14 protein-coding genes and 1 pseudogene are annotated in these 15,454 nt (G+C 73.9%); 8 read left to right on the top strand and 7 right to left on the bottom strand.

Annotated features, from left to right (window positions below):
- Nucleotides 1-3: 3 nt before the first annotated feature.
- Both ACZ6JY_RS18250 and ACZ6JY_RS18255 read left to right on the top strand, forming a co-directional pair.
- A complete protein-coding gene (locus ACZ6JY_RS18250; protein ID WP_469197014.1) occupies nt 4-3,483 on the top strand; it encodes a DNA polymerase III subunit alpha in 3,480 nt (1,159 codons plus the stop codon).
- Nucleotides 3,480-4,502, top strand: a complete 1,023-nt coding sequence (locus tag ACZ6JY_RS18255) for a DNA polymerase Y family protein (RefSeq protein ID WP_469197015.1) — start codon at nt 3,480-3,482, stop codon at nt 4,500-4,502. The genes ACZ6JY_RS18250 and ACZ6JY_RS18255 overlap by 4 nt, the downstream gene beginning before the upstream one ends.
- A gap of 62 nt (nt 4,503-4,564) precedes the next feature.
- Here the strand turns inward: ACZ6JY_RS18255 and ACZ6JY_RS18260 are convergent, their stop codons facing one another.
- Nucleotides 4,565-5,389 (bottom strand): ABC transporter permease, encoded by an 825-nt coding sequence (locus tag ACZ6JY_RS18260; RefSeq protein ID WP_469197016.1) that lies wholly within the window; start codon nt 5,387-5,389, stop codon nt 4,565-4,567.
- Nucleotides 5,390-5,400: 11 nt separating this feature from the next.
- On the bottom strand, nt 5,401-6,312 hold the full coding sequence (locus tag ACZ6JY_RS18265) for an ABC transporter ATP-binding protein (RefSeq protein WP_469197017.1): 912 nt from the start codon (nt 6,310-6,312) through the stop codon (nt 5,401-5,403).
- A gap of 131 nt (nt 6,313-6,443) precedes the next feature.
- Between ACZ6JY_RS18265 and ACZ6JY_RS18270 the strand changes: the two genes are divergently transcribed.
- Entirely contained in the window at nt 6,444-7,724 is a 1,281-nt protein-coding gene (locus tag ACZ6JY_RS18270) for a sensor histidine kinase (protein WP_469197018.1), read from the top strand.
- On the top strand, nt 7,721-8,386 hold the full coding sequence (locus ACZ6JY_RS18275) for a response regulator (RefSeq protein ID WP_469197019.1): 666 nt from the start codon (nt 7,721-7,723) through the stop codon (nt 8,384-8,386). The genes ACZ6JY_RS18270 and ACZ6JY_RS18275 overlap by 4 nt, the downstream gene beginning before the upstream one ends.
- A 27-nt stretch (nt 8,387-8,413) precedes the next feature.
- Here ACZ6JY_RS18275 and ACZ6JY_RS18280 read toward each other — a convergent pair whose 3' ends face one another.
- Together ACZ6JY_RS18280 and ACZ6JY_RS18285 are read right to left on the bottom strand one after the other, a co-directional pair.
- Entirely contained in the window at nt 8,414-9,421 is a 1,008-nt protein-coding gene (locus tag ACZ6JY_RS18280; RefSeq protein ID WP_469197020.1) for a lytic polysaccharide monooxygenase auxiliary activity family 9 protein, read from the bottom strand.
- Between the two features lie 165 nt (nt 9,422-9,586).
- Complete coding sequence (locus ACZ6JY_RS18285) at nt 9,587-10,273, bottom strand: response regulator (RefSeq protein ID WP_469197021.1); 687 nt, start codon at nt 10,271-10,273, stop codon at nt 9,587-9,589.
- A gap of 164 nt (nt 10,274-10,437) precedes the next feature.
- Between ACZ6JY_RS18285 and ACZ6JY_RS18290 the strand changes: the two genes are divergently transcribed.
- The 4 genes from ACZ6JY_RS18290 to ACZ6JY_RS18305 all read left to right on the top strand — a co-directional run bounded on the left by ACZ6JY_RS18290 (nt 10,438) and on the right by ACZ6JY_RS18305 (nt 13,973).
- Nucleotides 10,438-11,421, top strand: coding sequence for a Bug family tripartite tricarboxylate transporter substrate binding protein (locus ACZ6JY_RS18290; protein ID WP_469197337.1), 984 nt, complete (start codon nt 10,438-10,440; stop codon nt 11,419-11,421).
- A 77-nt stretch (nt 11,422-11,498) separates the two neighbouring features.
- Nucleotides 11,499-11,981: a tripartite tricarboxylate transporter TctB family protein gene (locus ACZ6JY_RS18295; RefSeq protein WP_469197338.1), complete on the top strand. Its 483-nt coding sequence runs from the start codon at nt 11,499-11,501 to the stop codon at nt 11,979-11,981.
- A 1-nt stretch (nt 11,982) separates the two neighbouring features.
- Nucleotides 11,983-13,491 (top strand): tripartite tricarboxylate transporter permease, encoded by a 1,509-nt coding sequence (locus ACZ6JY_RS18300; RefSeq protein WP_469197022.1) that lies wholly within the window; start codon nt 11,983-11,985, stop codon nt 13,489-13,491.
- On the top strand, nt 13,488-13,973 hold the full coding sequence (locus ACZ6JY_RS18305) for a GNAT family N-acetyltransferase (protein WP_469197023.1): 486 nt from the start codon (nt 13,488-13,490) through the stop codon (nt 13,971-13,973). Before ACZ6JY_RS18300 ends, ACZ6JY_RS18305 begins: the two co-directional genes overlap by 4 nt.
- A 7-nt stretch (nt 13,974-13,980) precedes the next feature.
- Here the strand turns inward: ACZ6JY_RS18305 and ACZ6JY_RS18310 are convergent, their stop codons facing one another.
- From ACZ6JY_RS18310 to ACZ6JY_RS18320, 3 genes and pseudogenes are all read right to left on the bottom strand, one after another.
- Nucleotides 13,981-14,121: a hypothetical protein gene (locus ACZ6JY_RS18310; protein ID WP_469197024.1), complete on the bottom strand. Its 141-nt coding sequence runs from the start codon at nt 14,119-14,121 to the stop codon at nt 13,981-13,983.
- A gap of 80 nt (nt 14,122-14,201) precedes the next feature.
- Nucleotides 14,202-14,462 (bottom strand): annotated as a pseudogene (locus ACZ6JY_RS18315) (ribonuclease FAU-1 family protein); the annotation flags it as partial.
- Complete coding sequence (locus ACZ6JY_RS18320; RefSeq protein WP_469197025.1) at nt 14,443-15,381, bottom strand: GNAT family N-acetyltransferase; 939 nt, start codon at nt 15,379-15,381, stop codon at nt 14,443-14,445. The gene ACZ6JY_RS18320 and the pseudogene ACZ6JY_RS18315, both read right to left, overlap by 20 nt.
- Nucleotides 15,382-15,454 lie beyond the last annotated feature (73 nt).

Here is a 15,454-nt window from a genome sequence, read left to right on the forward strand (position 1 = left end):
CGTGTGCCCGGTTTCACGCATCTGCACACCGTCTCCGGGTTCTCCCTGCGGTACGGCGCCTCGCACCCGGAGCGGCTCGCCGAGCGCGCCGCCGAGCGGGGCATGGACGCCCTCGCGCTCACCGACAGGGACAGCGTCGCGGGCGCCGTCCGGTTCGCCAAGGCCTGCGCGAAGGCCGGTATCCGGCCGCTGTTCGGGGCCGAACTCGCGGTGGGCGCTCCCGCGCCCGCCAGGGGCGAGCGGCGGCGGACCCCCGTGCGCGGAGGTGCCTTCATCGACGAGTCGACCCCGCGCGTGACCTTCCTCGCCCGTGACGGCGCCACCGGCTGGGCCGCGCTCTGCCGTCTGATCACCGAGGCGCACCGCGCCCCCGACGGGCAGCCCGTCCTGCCGTGGGACGAGAACCGCGGCGAGGGCCTGACCGTGCTGCTCGGCCCCGCGTCCGACGTGGGGCGCGCGCTCGCCGCGGGCCGCCCCGACCGGGCCGCCCGGCTCCTGGCACCCTGGCGCGAGCGGTACGGCGACGCGTTGCGCCTGGAGTCCGTCTGGCACGGCCGCGAGGGCACGGGCCCGGGATCGCTCCGCCTCGCCGCGCGCACCGTCGGCTTCGCCGCCGAGCAGGGGGTGCGGCCCGTCCTGAGCAACGCCGTGCGCTACGCCGACCCCGGGCAGGGCCCCGTCGCCGACGTCCTCGACGCCGCCCGCCGCCTCGTCCCCGTCGACCCGACCAAGGACCTCGACGGCGGGGAGCGGTGGCTGAAGGACGCCGACTCCATGCTGGGCGTCGCCGAGCGGGTCGTCGAGGCCGCGGGGTTCCGCCGCGACACCGCCCACCGCCTGCTCGAACAGACCCGGGCGACCGCCGCCGAGTGCGTGGTCGACCCCGAGGACGACATCGGCATCGGCTCCGTGTACTTCCCCGAGCCGCACCTGGTCGGCGCCGGACGCCGCACCGCGCAGCGCGTCCTCGCCTCGCGGGCCGCGGCGGGCATGGTGCGGCGCGGCTACGCCTCCCGGCGCGACTACTGGGAGCGGATGCACCAGGAGCTGGACATCATCGCCCACCACGGCTTCGCCTCCTACTTCCTCACCGTGGCCCAGGTGGTCGACGACGTACGCGGTCTGGGCATCCGGGTCGCGGCGCGCGGCTCCGGCGCCGGGTCCCTCGTCAACCACCTCATCGGCATCGCGCACGCCGACCCCGTCGAGCACGGGCTGCTCATGGAGCGGTTCCTCTCCACGCGGCGGCCGGTCCTGCCGGACATCGACATCGACGTCGAGTCGGCCCGCCGCATCGAGGTCTACCGCGCGATCATCGGCCGCTTCGGCACCGAGCGGGTCGCGACGGTCGCCATGCCCGAGACCTACCGGGTGCGGCACGCCGTACGCGACGTGGGCGCCGCCCTGTCCATGGGCCCGGCCGACATCGACCGGATCGCCAAGGCCTTCCCGCACATCCGCGCCCGCGATGCCCGCACCGCGATGGCCGAGCTGCCCGAACTGCGGGAGCTGGCCGCGGAGCTTGGCGACCACGAGCGCTTCTGGGACCTCGTCGAGTCCCTGGACGGGCTGCCGCGCGGCGTCGCCATGCACCCGTGCGGGGTGCTGCTCTCCGACGCCTCGCTGCTCACGCGCACGCCCACCGTGCCCACCAGCGGCGAGGGCCTGCCCATGTCGCAGTTCGACAAGGACGACGTCGAGGACCTCGGCCTGCTCAAGCTGGACGTGCTCGGCGTACGGATGCAGTCGGCGATGGCGCACGCGGTGGCGGAGGTCGAGCGCGCCACGGGCGAATCCGTGGACCTCGACGACCCGCGCCAGGTACCGCCGGACGACCCGGCGACGTACCAACTGATCAAGTCCACTGAGACGCTCGGCTGCTTCCAGATCGAGTCGCCGGGCCAGCGGGACCTGGTCGGACGCCTCCAGCCCTCGACCTTCCACGACCTCGTGGTGGACATCTCCCTGTTCCGTCCGGGACCGGTCGCGGCCGACATGGTGCGGCCCTTCATCGAGGCCAGGCACGGCCGTTCGCCCGCCCGCTACCCGCACCCGGACCTGACGGGCCCGCTGGCGGAGACGTGCGGCGTCGTCGTCTTCCACGAGCAGATCATCCAGATCGTGGACATCATGACCGGCTGCGGACGCGGCGAGGCCGACCGGGTGCGGCGCGGGCTCTCCGACCCGGAGTCGCAGGGACGGATCAGGCTCTGGTACGCGCAGCACGCGGCGGCCAAGGGGTACGACGCCGGGACGATCGAGCGCACCTGGGAGATCATCGAGGCCTTCGGCTCCTACGGCTTCTGCAAGGCGCACGCGGTGGCCTTCGCCGTGCCGACCTACCAGTCGGCGTGGCTGAAGGCCCATCACCCGGCCGCCTTCTACGCCGGGCTGCTCACGCACGACCCCGGGATGTACCCGAAGCGGCTGCTGCTCGCCGACGCGCGGCGGCGTGGGGTGCCGATCCTGCCGCTGGACGTGAACCGGTCGGCGGTCGCCCACCGTATCGAACTGGTGTCCGAGCCTCGGCGGATGTGGGGGCTCCGGCTCGCCCTCTCCGACGTGCACGGCATCAGCGAGGCCGAGGCCGCGCGGATCGCGGAGGGGCAGCCGTACGCCTCGCTCGTCGACTTCTGGGAGCGGGCCAGGCCCTCCAAGCCGGTCGCCCAGCGGCTCGCCCAGGTCGGCGCGCTCGACGCGTTCGGCGCCAACCGGCGTGACCTGCAACTGCACCTGACGGAGCTGCGGCGCGGCACCCGGGGGACCGCCGGGGGACAGCTCCCGCTGGCCGGCGGGCGCGGCACGGCGTCGGCGGGGCTGCCCGACCTCGACGACGCGGAGCGGCTCAGCGCCGAACTCGGCGTCCTCGGCATGGACTCCTCGCGCCACCTCATGAGCGACCACCGCGACTTCCTGGCGGAGCTCGGCGTGCTCAGCGCCCGGCGGCTGCGCGAAGCCGAAGACGGGACGACCATCCTGGTCGCGGGCGCCAAGGCCGCCACGCAGACGCCGCCGCTCCGCTCCGGCAAGCGGGTCATCTTCACGACCCTGGACGACGGCACGGGCCTGGTCGACGTGGCCTTCTTCGAGGACGCGCACGAGCGGTGCGCGCACACCGTCTTCCACTCCTGGCTGCTGCTGGTCCGCGGCGTGGTGCAGCGCCGGAGCCCGCGCAGCTTCAGCGTGGTGGGCGCGGCGGCGTGGAACCTGGCGGAGCTGGTGGAGCTGCGGAAGGAGGGCGGCCTGGAGGCGGTGGCGCAGCGGCTGGCGGAGCCCGAGCCCGAGCGCGAGCCGGAACCGGCCCCTGATCCGGGAGCCGGTCCGGGAGCCGAGCCGGGCTCCGCCCCGGCGCCCACCTCGCGGCGCATCCGGATGCCCACGGGGTTCCAGCTGAACCCCTGGGCGGACCTCCGCCCGCCGGGCGAGGGCCCCGCGGGCGTCAGCAGGAAGTTGTGGCACCAGAGTCCGGGGAGCGCGGGATGAGTGGGACGAGCCACGGGCAGGCCGAGGGAAGCGGGCAGGCCGAGGGCGGCACCCTTTACGTGCGGTTCCTGCTGACGCCCATGTACGAGGCCGCGCTGCCCCGGCTGATGGGCCTGCTCGGCGAGTTCACCCCGCAGGTGGAGGCGCTGCCGCCCGACGCCGCGCTCCTGGACCTGCGCGGCGCCCGGCGGTACTTCGGGCGGAGCGCCGTCGACCTCGCCGCGCTGATCCGCGTACGGGCACTCGCGCTGTACGGGGTGGAGTGCGCGATCGGCGCCGGGCCAGGACCCATGCTGGCCCGGATGGCCGCGCGCGGCGCCGCCCCCGGCGTGACCCGGGCGGTGCCCGATGGCCCGGAAGGCGTACGGGAGTTCCTCGCCGACCGGCCCGTCGCCGAGCTGCCCGGCATCGGCCGCGCCACCGCCCGCACTCTCTGCGAGTACGGCCTCGACTCCCTCGGGAAGGTCGGCGCCGCGCCCCTGTCCACCCTGCAACGGCTCGTCGGTGCCCGCGCGGGCCGTGAGCTGCGGGAGAAGGCGCTGGGCATCGACCGCGGCAAGGTCGTGCCGAACTCCGCCGCGCGCTCGCTCGCCGTCGAACGGCCCTTCCCCCGCGACGAGCTGGACCCCTTCCGGCACCGCCGCGCCCTGCTCTCAGGGGCCGAGGAGCTGGGCGTGCGGATGCGCGGTGAGGACCAGGTGTGCCGCACGCTGACCCTCACCGTGCGGTACGCGGACCGCTCCACGACCACCCGGACCAGGACCCTGCCGGAGCCGACCGCCCACTCCACGGCGCTGACCGTGACCGCGTACCGCATGTACGAGGCGCTCGGCCTCCAGCGGGCCAGGGTGCGCGCCCTGTCCCTGCGCGCCGAGGGCCTCGCGCCCGCCGAACACGCCACCCACCAGCTGACGTTCGACCCGGCGGACGAGAAGGCCCGCCGGATCGAGGAGGTGGCCGACCGGGCACGGGCGAAGTTCGGCCCCGGCGCGATCGTGCCGGGAACACTGGCGGCGTAGCCCGGCCCCGGGGCCTCGCGGGACTCCGGGGGCGGGGCCTCACGGGACTCCGGGGCGGGGTCTCACACGTCCCTGCGGTGTGCCGCCGCCAGGGCGACCGCCACCGCCGCCAGCGGCCATGCGGCGAGGACCGGCCACGCCTCGGCGATCGCCAACGGGTACTTCTCCGGGGGGCTTGGCACCGCGGGGTTGTCCACCAGGCGCTCCCACGCGGCGAGCGGCATCGCGTTGCCGGTCTCCTTGACCCAGCGGTACGTATCGCCGCCGAAGAGCGCCGGAAGCAGCAGGAGCACGCCGACCGCCGAGACCACGGTGCCCGCGGCGTGCCGCACCACCGTGCCGAGCGCAAGGCCGATCAGCGCGCACACCGGGGCGAGCAGCGCGGAGGCCGCGACGGCGCGCAACGCCCCGGGGTCGCCGAGCGACAGGCCGCCCTCGTCACGCAGCAGCGCCTGCGTCACCCCGAACGACGCCCCCGCGACGACCACGCCGAGCCCGCACAGCACCGCCGCGACCACGGCCGCCTTCGCCGCGATCACCGCCCGGCGGTCCGGCACGGCCGCGAACGTCGTACGGATCAGACCGCTGCTGTACTCGCCGACGACACAGAGCGCGCCCACCGCGGCCGCGAGGACCATGAGGAGCTGCCAGGCCGGTTCGACGAAGGCGGTGTGCAGCGGGTCGAACCGGAAGTACGGCTCGATGTCGGCGGGCGGCGGCGGCATGCCCGCGAGCCGCCGGGCGTTGGACCAGGCGGAGTTCGCGTTGATGCCGATGACGGCGAGGGCGCCGCCGCCGAGCACCCAGTACGTCGAGCGCAGCGACCAGAACTTGATCCACTCGGCGGCCAGGAGATCGCCGAAGCGCGCGCCCGTACCCGTACTCATCGAGCCCGTACTCATCGCAGTCCTTCCGAGAAGTGGTCCACATGGCCGGCGGTGAGTTCCATGAACGCCCTCTCCAGGGTCCGGGCCTCGGGGGCGAGCCGGTGGAGCACGACCCGGTGGGCGCACGCCAGCTCGCCGACGCGGGCCGCGGGCAGCCCGGTGACCGTGAGCAGCCCGTCGTCGTCCACCCGGACCGCGGCGCCCGCGGCGGTCAGGACGGCGGCGAACCCGGTGTCCCCGGGCGCCCGCACGGTCACGCCCGGCAGACCGGCGCGGGCCGCGAACCGCGCGACGCTCTCCGCGGCGATCAGCTCCCCCCGGCCGATCACGACCAGTTCGTCGGCGGTGTCCTCCACCTCGCCCATCTGGTGGCTGGAGACGAAGACCGTGCGTCCCTCGTCGGCGAGGCGCCGGAAGAGGCCGCGCGCCCACAACACCCCCTCGGGGTCGAGGCCGTTGAGCGGCTCGTCGAAGAGGAGCACCGGCGGGTCGCCGAGCAGCGCCGCGGCGACGCCGAGCCGCTGTCTCATGCCCAGCGAATAGCCGGCCACCCGCCGCCGCGCCACCCCCGTGAGGCCCACCTCGGCCAGGACCTCGCCGACCCGGCGGCCCGGAATCCCGTTGCCGCGGGCCAGCGCGGCCAGGTGGGCCCGGCCGCTGCGCCCGCCGTGCACGTCGCCCGCGTCGAGCAGCGCGCCGACGTGCCGCAGGCCGCGCCGGTGGTCGCGGAACGGCCGTCCCCCGATGGTGGCCGTCCCCGCGGTCGGGCACACCAGGCCGAGGAGCATGCGCAGCGTGGTGGTCTTGCCCGCGCCGTTCGGCCCGAGGAACCCCGTCACCCGGCCGGGGCGCACCGTGAAACTCAGGGCGTTCACCGCGGTGGTGCCGCCGTAACGCTTGGTCAGTCCGTCGATTTCGATCACGGCCCCAAGATGACGCGGGCGGTGCGCTCCCGGCATCGGCCCGGCGGCCACCCCGAGGGGGGCGTGGGTAGCCCGTGGGCGTACGTCCCAGGACCGGTGTCCGGTCGACGCCGCGCGCCTACGATCAGGACATGCACGCGAAGCCGGACGCCTCCCCTCTGCCGACCGGACGGAACCGGCCCGCTGTGCCGGGACCGTCGGTCGGCGCCTCCGTCTCGCGGTGGCTGTCGAAGCCTTGGCTGGTGCCGATGGCCTGGGGCGCCGGGATCGCCTACCCGCTCGCCCTGTACCTCGTGATGCTCGAAGGGCGCAGCGGCTTCAGCGTGTTCACGGTCGGCCCCTCGATCGTCCTCACCGCGCTGCTGGGCGTGCTCCTGCGCCGCCGCCCGCTGACCGCGCTCGCACTGCTGCTGGCGGGCTGGGCCGTCGCGCGCACCCAGATGCAGAACACGGAGATCGTGTATCTGCAGGTGCTGCTCGGCGACCTCGCCGTCGCCCACATCGCCGCCTCCCGTCCGCGGCGGACCTCCATGGCCGCGGCGGCCATGGCGTTCGGCGCGCAGTTCGGCACCAACCTGACCTCCCTCGGCCAGAACCCGGCCCGTGCCGCGCAGCTCGCCGCGTTCATCGCCCTCGCGACGCTCGCCGCCTGGCTCGCGGGCGACTCCTTCCGCGAGCGCCGCGCGCACGCGGAGGCGATGGCCGCGCGCGTCGCCGAGCAGGCGGTGACCGCCGAACGGCTCCGCATCGCACGCGAGCTGCACGACATGATCGCCCACAGCATCGGCGTCATCGCCATCCAGGCGGGCGTGGGGAGGCGCGTCATCGACACCCAGCCCGCCGAGGCCCGCAACGCCCTCGCCACCATCGAGACCACCAGCAGGGAGACGCTCGCCGGCCTGCGCAGAACGCTCGTCGCGTTGCGCGGGCCCACGGAGTCCGACACGGAGCCCGACGGCGCGGGCGGCGCCGAACCGCGCTTCGCCGCCCCCAGGCAGCCCGCCCCCGGCCTCGCCGACGTCGACCGCCTCGTGGCCTCGACCCTGGACGCCGGGGTCCGCGCGCGGGTCACGTGGGACGGCGAACGGCGGCCGCTGCCCGCCGACATCGACCTGGCCGCGTTCCGCATCCTCCAGGAGGCGTTGACCAACGTCGTGCGCCACGCGGGCACCGGCGAGTGCCGGGTCACCATCGGCCACGGCGACGACGAGGTCACCGTGGAAGTGGTGGACGACGGGGCGGGCGGACTGCCCACGGGCGGCGGTTACGGCATCGTCGGCATGCGGGAGCGGGCCGGCCTGCTGCGGGGCGGCCTCACCGCGGGACCGCGCCCCGAGGGCGGCTTCCGCGTCTCTGCCCGGCTGCCCCTGCCGAGGCGCGAAACGCCCCTGCCGAAGGGAGAGACCCGGTGATCCGCGTCGTGCTCGCCGACGACCAGCCGCTGGTGCGCGCCGGGCTGCGGGTGCTGATGGCCGACACCGCGGACATCGAGGTCGTGGGGGAGGCGGGCACGGGCGCCGAGGCGGTGCGTCTCGCCGCGGACGTGCGCCCCGACGTCGTCGTCATGGACATCCGCATGCCCGGCATGGACGGCATCGAGGCCACCCGCGTGATCAAGGCGCAGGGTGGCTCGGCCGGGGTGCGCGTCCTCGTCCTGACCACCTTCGACGACGACGAGTACGTGTACGGGGCGCTGCGCGCGGGCGCGAGCGGGTTCCTGGTCAAGGACATGGCCCTGGACGACATCCTGGCCGCGGTCCGCGTGGTCGCCGCCGGGGACGGGCTGATCGCGCCGAGCGTCACGCGGCGCCTGATCGAGGAGTTCGCCGCCCGCCCCGAGCCGGCCCCGGCGCCAGGGCCGCTCCCGGTGGGCGGTGTCACCGACCGGGAGCGCGAGGTCCTCACCCTGGTGGGGCGCGGTCTGTCCAACAGGGAGATAGCCGCGGAGCTCTACATCACGGTGGCCACGGTCAAGGCGCACGTGGCCAGGCTCTTCACGAAGCTGGGCGCCAGGGACCGCGTACAACTGGTCATCACGGCGTACGAGTCGGGGCTCGTGGCCCCGCCCCGCTGACCCGTCACGCCGCGGTGAAGGCGGCGATCAGCGGCCGTGGCGTCCGGCGGCCCGGCGGCGGGCCGTGGTGAACATCGCCGCGGCGCCGACGGCCAGCGCGGCGGCCCCGCCGATCGCGATGTACGAGGTGGTGCCGTCACCGCCGGTCTCGGCGAGGCTGTCGTCGGCGGTGGTGACGGGCTTCCCCGCGCCGCCCTTCGCCGCGGGCTCGTTGCCGGACGCCTGCGGGGCACCGTCCTCGGCGGCCGGGGCGGGCGCGGTGGCCCCGGCGCCCGTCTTCGCGTCGTCGTCGCCGTGGCCGTGGTGCTCGACCGTCGACTTGTCGGCACCGGCGGCGATGTCCGCCTCGGAGGGCGCGGAGGCGACGGGGGCCGGGGCGGAACCGGCCGGGCCGTCGCTGTCCTCCTGGCCGAAGACGACGTCGGAGCAGGTGTAGAAGGCCTCGGGGGAGTCCGAGCGCTGCCAGATCGAGTAGACGAGGTGACGGCCCGACTTCGCGGGGACCTTCCCGTCGAAGACGTAGTCGCCGTTCTCCAGCTTCGGGTCGGTGACCTTCGCGAAGGGCTTGTCCTCCAGGTCCGACCACTTCAGGGGCTTCGACGGGTCGTACGAGTCCTTCGTGACGTACAGCTCGAAGGAGCCCCGGTGCGGGGCGGTGGCCTTGTAGCGGAAGGTGTGGTCGCCCGCGGACAGCTTGCTGGAGGGCCAGTCGGCGCGCGGCAGGTCAAGGCCCCGGTACTTGTCGTTGCCCGCGCTGCACAGCTCGCCGTCGGGGATGATCTCCTTCGACCTGCCCGCGGCGTTGGCGATGTTCACCCCGTTCCAGTCGTAGAGGGCCTGGGTGCCACTGGCGGCGACGGCGGCCTTGCAGGCGGCCGAGTCCGGGGATTCGGGGCCCTCCTGGAAGCAGGCCGAGACCCGGCTGACCGGGTCGGTCATCGAGCCGTGCGCGGCGGCGGGTGTGACCGAGAGGGCGGTCAGGGCCAGCGGGGCGACACCGGCGGCGACAGCGGTGACCTTGCGACGAGCGGACATGGGGGTTCTCCTCGGGCGGCGGTTCAGGGGGTTGAAAACTAGCCCCTGAAAACCGCGGAAACCCCTGCTGGGAGCGGGCCACGGTGATCCTTATGGCCGCGTTAAGGGAGGGCTCAGGCTCCGCTCAGGTCACGCCCGTGATGCCCGTTTCGGTGACACCGCCGCTCACCCCACCCACCGGTAGCGCCGCTCGGGCCGCCCCGTCCCCCCGTACCGCAGCGTCACGTCCGCGCGCCCCGTGTCCACGAAGAACTCCAGGTAGCGGCGGGCGCTGACGCGGGAGAGGGCGCCGGCCGCCGCGCACTCCGAGGCCGAGAGGCCGCCGGGGTGTTCGCGCAGCGTCTGCTCGACCAGCTCCGCGGTGTGCGCCGCGAGGCCCTTGGGGAGTCCGCGGGAGCCCGGCGGCCGGGTGCCGAAGATGCGGTCGACGTCCTCCTGGCGGGCCTCCGCGAGGCCGTCGAGCCGCGCCCGCACCGCCGCCACGTGCCGAAGCTGCTCCTGGAGCGCCGCCCGGTTGAACGGCTTGATCAGATAGTGCAGGGCGCCCGCCCGCAGCGCGGCCCGTACGATCTCCGCGTCCCGCGCGGCCGTGATGAACAGCGCGTCCACCGGCTGCCGCCCCGGGTCGCGCTCCTCCGCGGCCCGCAGCTCCCGCAGCACCGCGATGCCGTCCATGTCGGGCAGGTAGACGTCGAGGAGGACGAGGTCGGGGCGCAGCCGCTCCGCCGCGCCGACCGCCTCCGCCCCGCTGTGGGCGACGCCGACCACCGTGAAGCCGTCCACCGTGGCGACGTACCTGCTGTGCAGCCTGGCGACCATGAAGTCGTCGTCCACGACCAGGACCCTTGTCATCGCCGCAGGCTATGGGCGCGACCACAAGGACCACAACGTCCGTTGGTTCCGGAAGAGAGACAGGTTGTTAACGCCCGGGCAACATGTGGGCCACCTCACATCCCCGTCCCCCGGAGCGTCTTCCCCCGGCGCCCCCCTCAACGTACCGACAGGTGGTGGCACACGTGCGGCTGCGCACACCCCTCGCCCTGATCGGGGCCGCCCTCCTCGTGCTCGTGGCGCCGCCACTGCTCACCGCGGGCAGCGGCGCCGACACCGGCACACAGATCCCCGGCCTGCGATTCATGGTCCCCAACACGCCCGGCGGCGGCTACGACATCACCGCACGCACCGCGGCGAAGAACGCCGAGGACGCCGGGCTCACCCACAACATCGAGGTGTACAACCTGCCCGGCGCGGGCGGCACCGTCGGCCTGGCCCGCCTCGTCGGCGAGCACGGCAACGGCAAGCTCGCCATGTCCATGGGCCTCGGTGTCGTCGGCGCCGCCCGCTCCAACCACTCCCCGAAGAGCCTCGGCGACACCACGCCGATCGCCCGGCTCACCGAGGAGCAGGACGTCGTGGTGGTCGCCAAGAACTCCCCGTACAAGACCATCGACCAGCTCATCGGGGCGTGGAAGAAGAACCCCGGCAAGCTGCCCGTGGGCGGCGGCTCCTCGCCCGGCGGGCCCGACCACCTCGCCCCGATGCTGATGGCACGCGCCGCCGGGATCGCCCCGAAGCAGGTCAACTACGTGCCCTTCGACGGCGGCGGCGAACTCCTCGCCTCCATCCTCGGCAGCAAGGTCGCCTTCGGCGTCTCCGGGGTCGGCGAGTACCTGGACCAGATCAAGTCGGGGGAGCTCAGGCTCCTCGCCGTCACCGGACCGAAGCGGGTCAAGGGCCTGGACGGGCCCACCCTCAAGGAGTCCGGCTACGACGTGGACTTCACCAACTGGCGCGGCATCGTCGCCCCGCCCGGACTCAGTGACGCCGAGCGCGAAAAGCTCACCACCCTCGTCAGAAAGCTGCACGCCTCGCCGGAGTGGAAGAAGTCCCTCAAGACCAACGGCTGGGACGACGCCTTCCTGGCCGGTGACGAGTTCGGCGACTTCCTCGACGCCCAGGACAAGCGTGTGGTGTCCGTGCTGAAGGAGCTGGGACTGTGACCACGCCCGACGCCACCTCCAGCGGCGCCCCCGACACCACCTCCGAAGGCGGCGACACGCGCTCCCGCCGCTCCTGGCTGCGCGAGCACTCCGAACTCGGCGTCAGCGTCCTGCTGCTCGCCCTCGGCGCGATCGTCCTCGTCGACGCGCTCACCATGGACGTGGAGATCGCCCAGCGCGGCCCCATCGGCCCCAAGACCGTGCCGATCGCCGTCGGCATCGGACTGCTCGTCGTCGCCGTCCTGCTCGCCGTCGACGTGCTGCGCGGCGGACGCGGCGAGGCCGAGGGCGGCGAGGACATCGACCTCTCCGAACCGGCCGACTGGCGGACCGTCCTGCTCCTCGCGGGCGTCTTCCTCGCCACCGCCGTCCTCATCGAACCACTCGGCTTCCCCATCGCGGGCGCCCTGCTCTTCTGGGGCTCCGCCTACGCCCTCGGCAGCCGCCACCTCCACCGCGATCCGCTGATCGCCGCCGGGCTCTCCGTGGTCACGTACGAGGTCTTCAACAACCTGCTCGGCGTTCCGCTGCCGGGCGGCCCCCTGATGGGAGTGCTGTGACATGGACGCCTTCAACTCCCTGATGGGCGGCTTCGGCACCGCCCTCACCCCGGTCAACCTCCTCTGGGCGGCCATCGGCGTGCTCCTGGGCACCGCGATCGGCGTACTGCCCGGCATCGGGCCCGCGATGGCCGTCGCCCTGCTGCTCCCCGTGACGTACGGCCTCGAACCGACCGGCGCCTTCATCATGTTCGCCGGCATCTACTACGGAGCGATGTTCGGCGGCTCGACGACCTCGATCCTGCTCAACACCCCCGGTGAGAGCGCCGCCGTCGTCGCGGCCATGGAAGGCCACCCGATGGCCAGGGCGGGGCGGGGCGCACAAGCCCTCGCGGCCGCCGCCATCGGGCACTTCGCGGGCGGCATGATCGGCACGCTACTTCTCGTCGCCCTCGCGCCGACCGTGGCCGACCTCGCCGTGGACATCGGCGCGCCCGACTACTTCGCGATCATGGTCCTCGCGTTCATCGCCGTGACCTCGGTCCTCGGCTCCTCCCGCATCCGGGGCCTCGCCTCGCTGCTCATCGGCCTCACCATCGGCCTGGTGGGCCTGGACCAGATGACCGGGCAGCAACGGCTCACCTTCGGCTCGCTCCAGCTCGCCGACGGCGTCGACGTGGTGATCGTCGCGGTCGGCCTCTTCGCGATCGGCGAGGCCCTCTGGGTCGCCGCGCACCTGCGCCGCACCGGCGGCGAGGCGATCCCCGTGGGCCGCCCCTGGCTGGGCAAGGCGGATGTGCGGCGCACCTGGAAGTCCTGGCTGCGCGGCCCCTTCATCGGCTTCCCCTTCGGGGCGATCCCGGCGGGCGGCGCGGAGATCCCGACGTTCCTCTCCTACGTCACCGAGAAGCGCCTGTCCAAGCACAAGGACGAGTGGGGCAAGGGCGCCATCGAAGGCGTCGCGGGCCCCGAGTCGGCCGCCTCCGCCTCTGCCGCCGGCACCCTCGTCTCCATGCTGACGCTCGGCCTGCCCACGACCGCCGTCGCCGCCGTGATGCTCGCCGCCTTCCAGCAGTACGGCATCCAGCCGGGCCCGCTGCTCTTCGAACGCGAACCCGACCTCGTCTGGGGCCTCATCGCCTCGCTCTTCGTCGGCATGGTGCTGCTGCTCGCCCTCAACCTGCCGCTGGCCCCGGTCTGGGCGAAGCTGCTGCGCATCCCGCGGCCCTACCTCTACGCGGGCATCCTGTTCTTCGCGGCGGTCGGCGCCTACGCGGTCGGCGGCGAACCGGTCGACCTCGTCATCCTGCTCGTCATCGGCCTGATCGGCTTCGGCATGCGGCGCTACGGGCTGCCCATCCTGCCCGCGGTCATCGGCGTCATCCTCGGCCCCAACGCCGAGCAGCAGCTGCGCCGCGCCCTCCAGATCAGCGACGGCAGCGTCGGCGGCCTCGTCGACACACCGTTCTCCCTCACCGTCTATGGCCTCATCGTCCTGATCGTGGCCTGGCCGTTGTTGAAGAAGGCGCTGGTGCGGGCCCGCCGCCGTGACGTAGACGTGGAGGCATGACCGAGACGACACAACAGTTCACGGACATCCGCCCCGCCACCGCCGCCGACATCCCCGCCGTACGGGCGGTGACGGACGCGGCGTACCACCACTACATCGAACGCATCGGGCGCCGCCCCGCCCCGATGGAGGCGGACCACGCGGCCGATGTGGCGGAGGGGCGGGTGCATGTGACCGGGGACCCGGTCGTCGCACTGCTCGTCCTCGTCCCGGTCACCGCACCGGGCGAGGACGCCCATCTCTTCCTGGAGTCGATCGCGGTCCACCCCGACGCCGCGGGCCGGGGAGTGGGCCGCCGGCTGCTCGCCTTCGTGGACGCCCACGCACGGTCACTGGGGCTCGGCGAGATCCGGCTCTACACCAACGCGTTGATGTGGGAGAACCAGAAGATCTACCCCCGCTACGGATACGACCTCGTGGAGCGGCGCCTCGACGGCCCCTACGACCGCGTGCACTACCGCAAGCGGCTCCACGGAGGCTGAGGGCCTCTCACCCGTCCGGCCACCAGGTCCGCTGGACGTCCTTGCGGACCTCGGGCCTCTCGCGCGGGGTGGCCTCATTCTCCTGGCGTTCCCGCACTCGACGGCTGACGGCTTTGCTCACGGGCTTGTGCACGGTCACTCGGCGCATGGCTGCCTCCCTGCCTTACCGATGTCCACGTAAGCCGGTCCGTAGACCTAAGTGGACGCGCTTTCTGATCCAGACCCCGGTACGGCCGTCCCGTCGGCGGAGCACCACAGGTCGAGGTCCAGGTCCTCCACCGTGAGGACGGCCCCCTCGCGGACGGCGGGCCGGGTCACGTCGCAGTACCAGCCCTTCAGGGTGCCGTCGGCCGCGTACCAGCGGTCGCGCCAGTAGTGCTCGGTGAAGACGTCGCCCGGCTCGAAGCGCACGAAGCCGAAGTCGCGGACGCCGGGAGCCGCCCAGGGGGCGCGGACCGTGGCCCTGTCGTCAGCCGAAGTCGCGGACATGGCGCACCTCCGTCGCGCAGATCTCGTAACCGAACCACTTGTTGATCGCCAGCATCGGGCCGTTGTCCGCGTCGTTGCCGGTGAACGCCTCGGCGCAGCCGGCCGCGCGGGCGCGGTGCAGGGAGTCGTTCTTGGCGAGCTTGGCGAGTCCGCGGCCGCGGAAGGCGCGCGCGGTGCCCGTCATCCCGGACGCGTAGCGGCCCGCGCCGTCCGTGCGGGCCAGGCTGAACGCGGCGGGCCGGCCCTCCACCAGGGCCACCGTGGTGAGCTCCTGGCTGACCAGCGGGTGCTGCCAGGTCTCGGCGAGCCAGTGCCCGTAGTCCGTGAACTCCGCGGCCACGTCACCGGGTTCGTCCGCCACGGTCTCCGCGTCGAGGGCGAACAGGGGCCGCGCGTCGTCCGCGTACACCGATCCGCTGACCAGCTCCACCCCGGCGGGCGGCTCACGGCGCGGCGGCAGCGAGCCGTGCACCAGGTCAAGGCGGAGGAAGTGCGCGCGGCGGCTCGCGCGGTAGCCGCGCCGGGCCGCGAAGGCGAGGTGCGCGGGCTCGTCGAGCACCCAGGAGTAGACCGTCCGCGCCCCCGCGTGCGCCAGGTGCTCCTCGGCCGTGCGCAGCAGCAGCGTCCCGGCGCCGGCGCCCAGCCGCTCCGGGTGGACGTAGACGTTGGCGAAGCCCTGGCCGGGCTCCGGGCTGTCGTGGGCGATGCCCACCTGGGCCGTGCCGATCACCTCGCCGTCGCGCTCGGCGATCAACTGCCGGTAGTGCGCGTCCGGATGGGAGCGCGCCCGGTCGAACGCGATCGACTCGGGGGTCGCGAGCATGGCGGGCACACAGGCCCTGCGTACGGCGGCGAAGCCCGCGGCGTCCGCTGCGGCGCAGGCGCTGCTGGGGTCCAGGGCACGGACGATCACAGTCATGGAGCCGCACGGTACGCGCGCGCCGCGCCGGGGGCCTCCCATTTTTCCGCCGGGAGGCGGCAGGGGCCGTGCC

This window comes from Streptomyces sp. NPDC046335 (assembly GCF_055587985.1).

What these genes read in the sequence shown, in the direction of transcription:
- ACZ6JY_RS18255 (WP_469197015.1), top strand. Translation starts at nt 3,480, where the DNA reads ATGAGTGGGACGAGCCACGGGCAGGCCGAGGGAAGCGGGCAGGCCGAG.
- ACZ6JY_RS18260 (WP_469197016.1), bottom strand. Translation starts at nt 5,389, where the DNA reads ATGAGTACGGGTACGGGCGCGCGCTTCGGCGATCTCCTGGCCGCCGAG.
- ACZ6JY_RS18270 (WP_469197018.1), top strand. Translation starts at nt 6,444, where the DNA reads ATGCACGCGAAGCCGGACGCCTCCCCTCTGCCGACCGGACGGAACCGG.
- ACZ6JY_RS18280 (WP_469197020.1), bottom strand. Translation starts at nt 9,421, where the DNA reads ATGTCCGCTCGTCGCAAGGTCACCGCTGTCGCCGCCGGTGTCGCCCCG.
- ACZ6JY_RS18285 (WP_469197021.1), bottom strand. Translation starts at nt 10,273, where the DNA reads ATGACAAGGGTCCTGGTCGTGGACGACGACTTCATGGTCGCCAGGCTG.
- ACZ6JY_RS18300 (WP_469197022.1), top strand. Translation starts at nt 11,983, where the DNA reads ATGGACGCCTTCAACTCCCTGATGGGCGGCTTCGGCACCGCCCTCACC.
- ACZ6JY_RS18305 (WP_469197023.1), top strand. Translation starts at nt 13,488, where the DNA reads ATGACCGAGACGACACAACAGTTCACGGACATCCGCCCCGCCACCGCC.
- ACZ6JY_RS18310 (WP_469197024.1), bottom strand. Translation starts at nt 14,121, where the DNA reads ATGCGCCGAGTGACCGTGCACAAGCCCGTGAGCAAAGCCGTCAGCCGT.
- ACZ6JY_RS18320 (WP_469197025.1), bottom strand. Translation starts at nt 15,381, where the DNA reads ATGACTGTGATCGTCCGTGCCCTGGACCCCAGCAGCGCCTGCGCCGCA.